Here is an 11,616-nt window from a genome sequence, read left to right as displayed (position 1 = left end):
GGTATACCGCTCAACAGCACGTTGAGATGGCAGGCAGCCACAACGGATGGCGAGCGCTCGCTGCGCCCGCAGCCCGGTCTTGAGTCAGGACCTAGCTAGATCAACCGGCGGCGACGCGCGGACGAAGTTGGCGGCGGTCTCGGGACGTGTCCCGACGGTGTCGTAGGAGTTGAGTGTCCGCCTCGGCGCTGCCCTTCACCGTCAGGCACGACGCTGCGTCACTGGGCAGACACCCCCTGACGTGGGGTGTCTCATCCGAAACGCCATCGACCGATCCTCTCTGTCATCGGAAATACGCGTGTGCGAAGCTGCGGCGAGTTTTTCTCGCGACTTATCCGACGACATGAGAGGGAGGTTCGCCGTGGCGTGGTCTATCGGACACTCGCTGATAGTGGTGCTGGCACTGGTGCTGGGTCTGGCCGCCGGGTGGCTGCTGCGCGGCCGGCGGGGCGCACAGGGCAGTGGGCAAGGTCGGTCGATCGTGGACGGTGATCCCGTCGCCGGCCTGGCCGTGATCTCCACGCCGACGACGGCGGCCACCACCGACGAGGCCCAGCCCGCAGCCGCCGTCGACCCGGCCCCGACCGCGGTCGCCGACGAGCCGGTGCCGGTGGACACGGTCAGCGCGCCGGCCGCGGTGACCGCGCCGGTCGACCCCACCCCGGCGGAGACCCCGAGCAGCGTCGACCCGGCCGACATGGCACTGACCGACGCCCCGCCGCCGGTCCCCACCGCCGAGCCGGTCGACGCGACCGAACTGCACGAGCCCGCCGTGGAATCGACCCCCGAGCCGGTCGCGGTCGAGGAACAGCCCGCTCCGGCGGCCGTGGTCTCCCCCCGCCTGCCCGCCGACGACCTCCCGGCCGACGACGCGCCGGCCGAGGTCACGGCCGTCGACCCGCTGCCGGCTGAGACGCCGGTGAGCGCCGAGTCGGTGGACGCCGACGCCGAGCCGACGCGGCCGGTGGTGGCCACGCCTCCGGTCCGGCCGACCGCCAGCGCGACCCCGCCGGTGCGTACCGCCGCCGACACCACCACCAGCGGCGTGGACGCGGACCCGACGGGCCCGGCCGACGACTTCCGCCGGATCCAGGGGATCGGGCCGAAGATGGCGGCCGCGTTGCAGGACGCCGGTGTACGCACGTACGGCCAGCTCGGTGAGCTGGACGAACCGGCGCTGCGCGACCTGATCCGGGCCGCCGGCCTGCGCGCCGCACCCGGGCTGGCCAGTTGGCCGCAGCAGGCCCGCGTGCTCGCCGGTGCCGGCGACGAGATGGCCGCGGTGCTGCCGGGCGGCGACCAGTCCTGACGCCTGACATCGAGCCCCCGGCTGCCGTCCACCGCGACGGCAGGCCGGGGGCTCGGCCGTTGGGGCGGAAGATCCTCCGGCGCGGAGACGCGGGTGATCGACTCGGCCGGGGGAAGACGCGACGAATCCAGCGTCCCGCAATCGGTCCATCGTTACCGTCGGTTGAGGTGGACCGGTCGGGTCCGTCGTGTCGACCCGTACCGCAGGAGCAGCCCGTGCACCTCCCCGCGCCGGAGCCCGGGTCCCCGCAGGCCCGCCGCCCCCCGGTGCGTGACCCGGAGGCCCCGCGCAGGGTCACCCTCCTCGAACTCTTCTTCGACCTGGTGTACGTGGTCGCCCTGGCGCTCATCTCGCGGGGAATGGTCGACCACCTCGACTGGCACCGGGCCGCGCAGGCACTGATCATGCTGGCGGCCGTCTGGTGGACGTGGGTGATCACCACCCTGGTCACCGACCTGTACGACCCGGAACGCACCGAGATCAAGCTGCTGATCAGCGCCGTGATGTTCGGCGCGCTGCTGATGACCACGGCGATCCCGGCGGCGTTCGACGACCGCGGGATCGTCTTCGCCGCCACCTACGTGGCGATCCATCTCGGGCGCGGGCTGTTCCTGATGCCGGCCGTACGCCGGGAACCGCAGACCCAGCGCCGCGCGGTACGCATCTTCCTCTGGTTCGTCGTGTCGGCGATCCCGTGGCTCATCGGCGCGTTCGTCAGCGACGACGTCCGCCTGGTGTGCTGGACCATCGCGCTCGCCATCGACTACATCGGTTTCCGGCTCGCCTACCCGGTGCCCGGGCTCGGTGTGGTGCCCGAACAGCAGCGCAACGTCACGGCGGAGCACCTCTCCGAGCGCTACCAGCAGTTCTTCATCATCGCCCTCGGCGACGCCATCCTGACCATCGGCAGCATGTTCAGCACGGCGCACAACGAGGCGGAGAACATCGCCGTGTTCGCGGTGACGTTCCTGACCACCCTGCTGCTCTGGCGGATCTACGTGCACAAGTCCGGCCAGTTGTTGCCGCTGGCCATCAAGGGCTCGGCCTCACCGAACAAGTTCCTGTTCACCGCGCCGTACACCCACCTGCTGATGGTTGCCGGGGTGGTGACCACGGCCTCCGGGTTCGACCTCGTGCTGCACGAACCGACCGGACGGACGCCACCGGCCTGGGCGGCGGTGATCCTCGGCGGCCCGGCACTCTTCCTGGCTGGCCGGGCATCCTTCGAGTACGAGGTGTTCAGCCGGGTGTCACCGTCCCGCCCCGGCGGCGTGCTGGCGCTGCTGACCATCGCGCCCGCCGTGCTGTTCCTGGCGCCGGTGTTCGCCTCCCTCGGCGCCCTCCTGGTGCTGGCCGGCGTGGCCTACGCGGACTTCCGGCGCAGCTACGGCAAACCACCGGAGGCCCCGGCCCCACCGCACTGAACGGCCGACGCCCACCTGGCCAACCCCGGGCCGCTCAGCGCGGAGTCGACCCGGCCAGCAGCCGGCCGGCATCCGGAACGTACGGCTCGACACCCAGACTGGTGAGTAGCTGGTGCACGGTGGCGGTGGCCGCGGTGAGCACCGGACGACCGAGCCGGGCCTCCACCTGCGGCACCGCCCCCAACGACGGCAGCTGCACGCAGGCGGAGAGGACCACCGCGTCCACGTCGGTCAGGTCCAACCGATCGGCCAACTCCACGAGGCGAGCCGTGGGAATCCGCCCGACCGCCACGTTGTCCGGCTCGCTCAGGCTCACCGCCTCGGTCACCCGCACACCGTGCGAGGCGAGGTAGGCGACGACCGTCGCGGTCAACGGCGGCAGGTACGGCGCCAGCAGGGCCACCCGGCGGGCACCCAACGCGCGCAGCCCGGCGACCAACGCCCCCGCACTGGTCACCACCGGCATGTCGTGACCGGCCCGAACGGCCGCGCGGCCCAACCGCCGTTCGGCCCGCTCGTGCGCGCCAGCGCCCTCACACATCACCGCCACCAGGCAGGCGTACGCGAGCACGTCACAGCGGGCGTCGGCCAACTCGGCGGCACACCGGAGAGCGGAGCGGTTCATCCGGGCCAACTCGTCGGGGGTCACCTGACGCAGTCGTACCCGGCTGCTGTGCGTGGTGAAGCGCACCGTCGGGTCGACGGTCTCGCGTCGGCGCAGCATCGCCGGGATCTCGGTCTCCATGGTGGTGTTCGAACTGGGCACCACCAGGCCGATGCGGTGGGTGCTCACACCAGGGCCCCGGTGTACCCCCGGACCTGCAACCGCTGCCCGGCGGTTGCGCCGAGGCGCACCTGCAGGCCGAGCGGCGCGGCGGCGCGGCGTACGTCGTCCAGGTGCAGTGACCCGTGCCGGTCCACGCTGAGCACCGGCGGCTCCTCGAGCTCACCCTCTGGCGCGTGGAAGGACAGCAGGGTGACCGAGGTGGTGAGGTAGCCCGGGTACGCGGCGCGGGCCGCCGCCTCGTCCCGGTGGGCGAGCACCACCAGGTCGTCGACGTGGGCGAAGTCGGCGGCGAGGGCACCGACCTTCCAGTGCGCCGGTTCCTCGGCGGCGCCGGTGTGATGCCGGGACCGGTTCGCCGAGGTGATGTAGAGGTGGTCCGAGCCGGTCTCGGCGAGCGCCCGCTCGAAGAACGCGTTGGACGGGCAGGTCAGGCCGGGCGCGATCACCTGTGTGGTCCGCACTCCTCGGTCGACCTGGGTGAGGTGCTCGGGCAACCGCTCCGCCGCCGGGCCGCGGAAGCCGAACGGCCCGGCCCCGTAGAGCGCGTCCATCAACGCCCGCACCCGGCCCACCGGCAACCGCGGGGAGATCCGCGTCCAGTCGAACATCCCCGGGATCCGGCCGATCACGGTGGTGATGCTGCCGACCTGATGGACCGGGCGGCCCTTGGCCAGGTTGACCCGACCGACGGTGTCCGCGTCGGGACGCGTGACGATGACGTAGAAGTTGGCGAACGCCGCCGCGACGACCGCTCCGCCGGCCAACGCGCGGGCGGCGACCGCGACGTCCTCGGGACGGTCGATGTACAGGGGCGGTGTCGGGGCGTCCATGAGTCCTCCTCGGCGGGGCCGTGAGGCAGTTCTACGTCCGCCGACCGCTACGACGGCGGGGTCGGTCGCCGATCCGATAGCCGCCCGGCGCTACCCGGTGCGGGCGGCCGATGCCCGGGTGTACTCAACGGCGGACGACGCCGGCCGGACGGACGATCCAGCGCGGCCTCGACGCGCAGCCGTTAGCCGCGCGACCCGATTGGGTACAACGCCTGCACCTCACATCCACCACATACTTCTGGAGGCAGCGATGCGCGGCACCTCGATACTCGGAGTTATCGTCGTGATCTGGCTGTTGATCGGCGCGATCGCCGCCGGCCAGCGTGGCTACTACAGCGGCGACGACACCAACTGCGCCGAGGCCGGCACCATCCTGGTCACGATCGTGGCCGGGCCGTTGAACTACATCGGCGCCAACCCCAAGGTCGACTGCAAGCTGCCCGAGCCGTCCAAGTAGGACACTGCCACGCGCCGGCCCGTGCCCCTGCTGCGGGGGTACGGGCCGGCGTACGTTCAGGGGTGGCTCAGCTGCGACGCGGGTGACTGCCGCCGCACACCCCGTACGGCATCCTAGGAGGCTGGTTTGCAGGTGGGACGGCGTTTGTCGGTGCCGAGGTCGGGAACCGACCCGGCGTCAGTCGGAGGACGGAATCGGGAGCGTGGCATGCAGATCGGCTACAAGCTGGCCGCAGAGGGCTACGGCCCACAGGAGATCATCCGGCAGGCCGTCCAGGCCGAACAGGCTGGTTTCGACTTCGTCGAGATGAGTGACCACTTCCACCCCTGGCTGGACGCGCAGGGACACTCGTCCTTCACCTGGAGCGTGCTCGGCGCCATCGCCGCCAGGACCAGCACCCTGCGCCTGGCCACCGGCGTCACCTGCCCGACCGTCCGCTACCACCCGGCGATCATCGCGCAGGCCGCGGCGACCATGGCGCTGATCTCCGACGGGCGGTTCACCCTCGGAGTGGGGGCCGGCGAGCGACTCAACGAGCACGTGGTCGGGCAGGGCTTCCCGAGCGTACGGGGCCGGCACGAGCGGCTGCGCGAGGCATTGGAGATCATCCGGCTGCTCTGGCAGGGTGGCTACCAGTCGTACGAGGGTAGGCACCTGCAACTGGAGGACGCCCGGGTCTTCGACCTGCCGGACACCCCGCCGGTGATCGCGGTCGCGGCCAGTGGCGAGGCATCGGCCCGTCTTGCCGCCGAGTTGGGCGACGGGTTGTTCGCCACCGAGCCGGAGGCGTCGATCGTCGAGCACTACCGACGCGCCGGTGGGTCCGGCCCGCGCTACGCCGAGGCGCCGTTGGCCTGGGCCAGCGACGAGCACCAGGCGGTGCAGGCGGTGTTGCAGACCAGTCGGTGGATGGTCACCGGCTGGAAGGTGATGAGCGAGCTGCCGAACCCGGTCAACTTCGACGCGGCCAGCGCATACGTCGAGGAGAAGCACATCCGCCAGCTCTTCGCCATCGGCCCCGACCCGGAGCCGCACGTCGCCAAGGTCCGGTCGTACGTCGAGGCGGGCTTCGACCACATCGTCCTGCAGAACGCCGGCCCCGACCCGGACGGCTTCCTCAACTTCTTCGCCGCGGACCTCTCCGGCCGCCTCCGCGCGCTGGGCTGATCCGAGCACATCCGCGCCGGGCCGCCCCGACTGATCGTCGGGGCGGCCCGGGTGCGCGCCCGGGGTGGGTGCGCGGGTCCTGCTCAGCGGAAGCAGCGCGCGATCGGTACCGTGCTGCCCTCGCAGTTGGTCGGCTCGTTCTCGACGACCACGCTCTCGTCGTCGAGCTTGACCTGGGCGTGCACGGCGAAGATGCCGCCGGGCTTCACCGTCGACGCGTTGTGGGTGACCTTGCTGGTGTAGATCGCCACCGAGCCCGCGTTCGCGTAGATGCCGCCGCCGCTGGACGCGGCGCCAACGGCCTCGTTGCGGGTCACGTCGCTGCCGCGGACCTGCAGGTTCGCCTTCTCGGTGTAGATGCCGGCGCCGAGACCGTGGGTGGTGTTGCCGTCGACCACGCTGTCGTCGAGCGGTGTCAGGCCCTTCACGGTCGAGATGCCGCCACCGTTCACGGTGGACGTGTTGCCGCGGATGGTCATCTTGCGCATCACCAGCACCGCGTCGGAGTTCGCGGCACCGCCGCCGATCTGCGCGGTGTTGTTCAGCAGTTCGGTGTCGACGACCTTCGTCCGGGCCGAGAAGCTGGCCAGCCCACCGCCCTGACCGGCGCTGTTCTGGGTGAAGGAGACGCTCTCCACGTCGGCCGCACCACGGTAGTTGCCGAGCCCGCCGCCGTACGCGTTGGCGCTGTTGCGGTGGAACTCGGAACGCTTCAGCGTCAGCACACCACCGTTGAGCAGGCCCCCGCCCTTGCCCGCGGCGCCGGCGGCGCTGTTGCCGACGAACGTGGAATCGGTGACCACCATGTTGCCGTCGTTGAAGATGCCCCCGCCGCCCCCCTCGGGCGACAGCGACGTGCTCTGGGTGACGGTGACCCGTTCCACCACGGCGGTGGCGCCGTGCACCACGTGCACGCTGCCGCCCTCGATGGCCGAGCGGCCGTTGTGCAGCTCCACGTCGCGCAACGTCAACTCGCCGCCGTCGCGGACGGTGAAGAAGCGGAACGCGGCGGCCTGGGCGTCCCGGGCGATGGTGGCGCCCGCGCCGTCGATGGTGATGGGCTGGTAGATCACCGGCAGGCCGGCGGTGTCGTCGGCCGGGTTGTGCGGCGGCGCGTCGGCGTCACCCGGGGTCTCCGCGGCGTCGGCCGCCTCCCGTGCGTCCCGGATCCCGCCGTCGTACTGGTCGGTCTCGTGGAACGCCTCGGTGAGGACGTACCGGCACTTGGGGGCGAGCCGCAGCTCCGCGCCACCCTCGGCGTTGGCCGTCACCAGCGCCGCCACCAGCTTCGCCGCGTCGCAGGGCACCGACACCACGCCGTGCTTGCCGGTGCCCGGGGTGGTGGGACGGGTCCGCTCGGCACCGTCCTGGTCGCGTTCCGCCGTGCCCTGGTCGCCGGCGTGGCGGTCGTCGTCACTTCCGGCCGTCGGGGACAGCCGGCTCAGACCGGGGAGGGAGAGGGCACGGTCGGCGGCAGCGGCCACGCCGGCCGCCCCGGCCGCCCCCACGACGAGGCTCCCCGCCAGGAAGCCGCTGGCTAAGAGCCACCGGGACCGCCGTCTGGGTCGAATCTCGCGGTCGCCCTTTCGGTACGAGGACATCAAAGGTGCCTGCCTTCCTGCCTGCCTGACGTGACCGCGCGCCGATCCGGGCGCGGGGGGCTCGACGTACCGCCGGCCACCAAACGTCACGATAGGTCCGCAATACGGACAGGAAGGTGTGAACGTGAATAGTGCCCCTATTCATCTTTGCACCCGCCAAACGGGCAGCAGCTCACCCGCCGACGTGGATGCCGGGACGACGCAACGGGTCCGGCTCGGTCCGGCGGATGATCTCCCGTACCACCGGCGGGGTGTCGCCGCGACCGAGGATGAGATAGCGCGCCAGGTGCGCGATCGGGCTCCCCTCCGACCACTCGAAGTGCGCGTGTGGCCGAACCCCGGTGGCGTCCCGCAGGGCCAGCAGGATCGCGGCGATCGCGTTGGGCACGGCTGGGCTGCTGGCCCGCAACACCCGGAAGCCACCCACCTCGACCCCGTGCACCCGCAGCACCTGACTGAACTCCGACGGATCGACCACGTCGATCTCCAGAAACAGCACGTCCGCGGCCCCGGGCACCGGATTCATCCCGCGCTGCCCCCGTTCCTTGAGCGTGTACTCCTTCACCGACCCGCTCTGCCTCTTGTTCGCGATCAGATGCAGTTGCCCGTCGTGGGCCAGCGACTCGGCGATGAATCGACGGGCCGGCTCGTCGAACTCGATTCGCTCGGCGCGCAGCTCGGTGGTCCGGGTGACCCGGGAGACCAACGAGACCACGATGATGCCGAGGATGAACAGCGCGGAGATGGTGATCCCGTCCGGCTGCTCGATCACGTTCTCCAGCAACGCGTACAGCAGCACCAGGGTGAGCACGGTGAAACCGATCGCGAAGACGCGCTGGTGGTGACGCGCCGCGGAGATCGCCACCGCCACCGCCGCGGAGACCATCATCGCCAGGATGCCGGTCGCGTACGCCCCGGCCTGAGCGTTGACGTCGGCCCGGAAGGCGATCGTCAAAGCGATGCTGACCACGGTGTAGACGATCACCACCGGCCGCACCGCCCGCGCCCACTCCGGTGCCATGCCGTACGAGGGCAGGTAGCGCGGCACGATGTTGATCAGCCCGGCCATCGCCGAGGCACCGGCGAACCAGAGGATGAGCACGCTGCTCACGTCGTAGACACTGCCGAACACCTCACCCAGGTAGGTGTGCGCCAGAAACGCCAGCGCCCGCCCGCTAGCGGAGCCGCCGGGCTTGAACTCCTCCGGCGGGATGAGCGCCGTGGTCACGAAGGTCGTCGAGATCAGGTACACCGACATGATCAGCGCGGCGGTGGTGAGCAGCCGGCGCGTGTTGCGGATCCGGGCGGCGAGCCGAGCCTGCCGGTCCGGCCCCTCGGCCGAGACCAGGGGCATCATGCTCACCCCGGTCTCGAAACCGGACAGGCCCAGCACCAGCAGCGGGAAAGCCAGCACCGCGGTGAGCAGCACATGGCCCGGCCCGCCGCCGGTCGCCGTCAACGCGGCGGTCCAGCTCGACACGATGCCCGGGTCGTCGACGATTCGGGTCACCGCGACCACGACGATCACCGCGTTGAGCACCAGAAAGACCGCGACCAGCGGGATGGCCACCACCACCGCCTCGCGGAAGCCGAGCAGGAACACCCCGCCGAGGACGAGCAGCAGCACCACTGTCACCACGACCGGGGCCGCAGGGCCGTGCAGGGCGTCCGGCAGGTACGGGTTCTCCATCAGGTGCACGGTGGCGTCGGCCGAGGAGAGGGTGATCGTGATGATCCAGGAGGTGGCCACGAAGCCGAGCAGCACCAGTACGAAGACCTTGCCCCGCCAGAACGGCAGCAGCCGTTCCAGCATCGCCACCGACCCCTGCCCGTGCGGACTCTCGTGGGCCACCCGCCGGTACATCGGCAGCATGCCGAACAGGGTGAGCGCCACGATCAACAGGGTTGCCAGCGGGGAGAGCGCGCCGGCCGCCAACGCCGCGATGCCCGGCAGGTACGACAGCGTGGAGAAGTAGTCGACGCCGGTCAGGCACATCACCTGCCACCAGGCGTGCCGACGGTTCTGCCCCTCGGTCGTCTCCGGGCCGGGCGGCTGCACCTGGTGCTGGAAGAGCCACCGGCGCAGTGGGCTGGCCGGTGGCGCCGACCGGGCCGCGGTGGCCACGCGTTCGGGCACCACGACACCCTGCCGGCCGCCCCGGTTGGGGCGGGCCGGGTCGCGGGCCGCCCGCAGTGCCGGGTCCGGCCCGGTCGGCGCGTGGCGGCGTCCATTCCAGCGTCGTGGTTTCGCCCGGTGCTCGTCACCCATCGCCAGTCCCACCCTCACAGGTCCTGATCCGACGGTAGGCGCTAGCTCGGGGCCCGGCCGGCGGAACCGGGGAGGTGGGTGGCCTGCTCAGGACAGGTCCGAGACGGCGAGCAGCCGGGCCAGTGCCGGCGGATCGGCGACGGTCACCGTCGCCGCCGGGTGTCGTGGCCGCCCGCCCGGCACCAGGGCCGGCACCGGTACGCCGAAGCGCAGGCAGACCCCGCCGGCCGTGCTGCTGCCGAAGCTCGCACCCCCGTCGACCATCGACAGGTGCGGCCCGATCACCCGCCACCAGCGGTACGGGCCGCTCAGCTCGACGGCGGTCACGTTCGCCCGGTCGGTCCGCAGCCGCCACGGCCCGTACCGGATCAGCAGGTCGCGGTCGGTGACGGCGACCCAGGCCGTCGCCGGGCGGACCCCCAGCAGCGCCAACACGGGGCGGAACGCCGGGTCGAAGCGGAACGGAAACCTCGTCGCGACGCCGGTCACCGCGCACCAGGCCGAGCGGTGGGTCGTGGCACCGGGCCACCCGGCCGCAGGGGGCCGGGCCGCGCGGGTCGGGGGCGGGCGGAGGGCCGGCGCCGGGCCAGGACGGTCATGGCGCGGGCGTACCCGGTACGAGCCCGCCGACACCCCCGGAAACACCGACTCTCGGCTGGAGCGCGACGCCCCTCCCCCACCGCCGGCCGGCACCCCCCGAGCCGGCCGACGGTGGCAGACGGTCGACACCCCCCGGAGCCGACCGGCTGTACCCCCTGGGGTCGACCGAGCCTTCGGCGGCCACCCGGGGTGGGCGGAACTGGTGGGACGCGTCCCCGCGCTCCGCCGCCCCCCACGGGGCGGAGCGCGGGGACCCCCCGTCCCGGCTACTGCAGGAACGCCCCCAGGGGCGAGAGCAGCAGCCGGCCGAGCGCCGCGGCGTTGTCGTCCAACCGCGTGCGCTCACACTCGCGGGCGTCCGGATCGTGCCGGCACCGCCAGATCTTCTGCGCGTTACGCCAGGCGACATCGCGGGTGTACTCGACCAGTTCCCCCTGGTACCAGTCGTCGATGTCACCGTTGAGCATGTCGATGAGCAGCTGCCACCGCTCCAGATAGCCACGGCGCAGGCCGGGGATCTTGTCCGCGAAGATCTTGTTGATCTCGAGGTAGTCGTGGTGCTGGTCGCTGCCGTCGACGGGCTCCGACTCCAGGTGGTCGAACGTCGTCACCAAGGCGAACGGCAGGTCGAAGTTGATGTGCGCGTTGACCCCGGCCGCCGCCGACGGCAACGGGCGGACATCCGGCCCGCACATCCGCTCGAAGAGGCACGACCACGCCTTCGGTGTGCCCGGGCTGGAGTCGGTCCACATCCGCATCGCGTCGAAATACCGCGCGGCGAACTCGACGTCGAGCCGGGACAGAAAGACCGGATCGACGAAGCGGTCGTCGTACAACCCGTCGAGCACACTGCTGGTGATGGTCAGGTAGAGCCGGTTGAAGTCGGCGAGCGGACAACTGTCCTCCAGCGGAGGCAGCCGCACCAGCATGTCCTGAAGCTTGGTGAGGTGATCGACCACGGCCGGCACGTCCGCGGGATGGTCGGCGAGCAGGTCGACGATGTCCCGGTGCACGGGCCCCCAGACCGGTTCGGTCATCTCTCCTCCATGGTGGTCGGCGGCATCCCCCGTGCCGTCGTCGACGCGGCTCAGCCTTTCAGCCGACACCCGGCCGCCGGATCAGTAGAACGACGTATCCCGGCGCGCACACGCGTCGGAAAACGGAGCGGTCGG

General features: G+C 71.6%; 10 protein-coding genes. 4 read left to right on the top strand and 6 right to left on the bottom strand.

The genetic code is table 11. From position 1 onward, the window contains the following. Window positions 1-361 precede the first annotated feature (361 nt). Entirely contained in the window at window positions 362-1,309 is a 948-nt protein-coding gene (locus tag C7C45_RS26675) for a hypothetical protein (protein WP_244200588.1), read from the top strand. A gap of 215 nt (window positions 1,310-1,524) precedes the next feature. Then, entirely contained in the window at window positions 1,525-2,733 is a 1,209-nt protein-coding gene (locus C7C45_RS26670; protein WP_110566523.1) for a low temperature requirement protein A, read from the top strand. 34 nt (window positions 2,734-2,767) lie between these two features. Here C7C45_RS26670 and C7C45_RS26665 read toward each other — a convergent pair whose 3' ends face one another. After that, window positions 2,768-3,526, bottom strand: coding sequence for a maleate cis-trans isomerase family protein (locus C7C45_RS26665; RefSeq protein ID WP_110566521.1), 759 nt, complete (start codon window positions 3,524-3,526; stop codon window positions 2,768-2,770). Then, window positions 3,523-4,350: a hypothetical protein gene (locus C7C45_RS26660; protein ID WP_110566519.1), complete on the bottom strand. Its 828-nt coding sequence runs from the start codon at window positions 4,348-4,350 to the stop codon at window positions 3,523-3,525. Before C7C45_RS26660 ends, C7C45_RS26665 begins: the two co-directional genes overlap by 4 nt. Window positions 4,351-4,600: 250 nt before the next feature. Between C7C45_RS26660 and C7C45_RS26655 the strand changes: the two genes are divergently transcribed. Together C7C45_RS26655 and C7C45_RS26650 are read left to right on the top strand one after the other, a co-directional pair. Next, window positions 4,601-4,807, top strand: coding sequence for a hypothetical protein (locus C7C45_RS26655; RefSeq protein WP_110566517.1), 207 nt, complete (start codon window positions 4,601-4,603; stop codon window positions 4,805-4,807). Between the two features lie 207 nt (window positions 4,808-5,014). Then, window positions 5,015-5,974, top strand: coding sequence for a TIGR03557 family F420-dependent LLM class oxidoreductase (locus tag C7C45_RS26650; protein ID WP_110566514.1), 960 nt, complete (start codon window positions 5,015-5,017; stop codon window positions 5,972-5,974). Between the two features lie 83 nt (window positions 5,975-6,057). Here C7C45_RS26650 and C7C45_RS26645 read toward each other — a convergent pair whose 3' ends face one another. From C7C45_RS26645 to C7C45_RS26630, 4 genes are all read right to left on the bottom strand, one after another. Continuing rightward, the gene (locus C7C45_RS26645; protein WP_110566512.1) at window positions 6,058-7,575 is read right to left on the bottom strand and encodes a right-handed parallel beta-helix repeat-containing protein; all 1,518 of its coding nucleotides are present in this window, start codon (window positions 7,573-7,575) and stop codon (window positions 6,058-6,060) included. Window positions 7,576-7,747: 172 nt separating this feature from the next. Further along, entirely contained in the window at window positions 7,748-9,844 is a 2,097-nt protein-coding gene (locus tag C7C45_RS26640; RefSeq protein ID WP_110566510.1) for an APC family permease, read from the bottom strand. An 87-nt stretch (window positions 9,845-9,931) separates the two neighbouring features. Then, complete coding sequence (locus C7C45_RS26635) at window positions 9,932-10,333, bottom strand: hypothetical protein (protein WP_110566508.1); 402 nt, start codon at window positions 10,331-10,333, stop codon at window positions 9,932-9,934. A gap of 377 nt (window positions 10,334-10,710) precedes the next feature. Beyond that, complete coding sequence (locus C7C45_RS26630; RefSeq protein ID WP_110566506.1) at window positions 10,711-11,481, bottom strand: DUF5995 family protein; 771 nt, start codon at window positions 11,479-11,481, stop codon at window positions 10,711-10,713. Window positions 11,482-11,616 lie beyond the last annotated feature (135 nt).

The sequence above is a fragment of the Micromonospora arborensis genome, from assembly GCF_003205615.1.
Lineage (GTDB): Bacteria > Actinomycetota > Actinomycetes > Mycobacteriales > Micromonosporaceae > Micromonospora > Micromonospora arborensis.
Note: the sequence above shows the minus strand (reverse complement) of the source record. Positions and strands in the feature narration are given on the sequence as shown.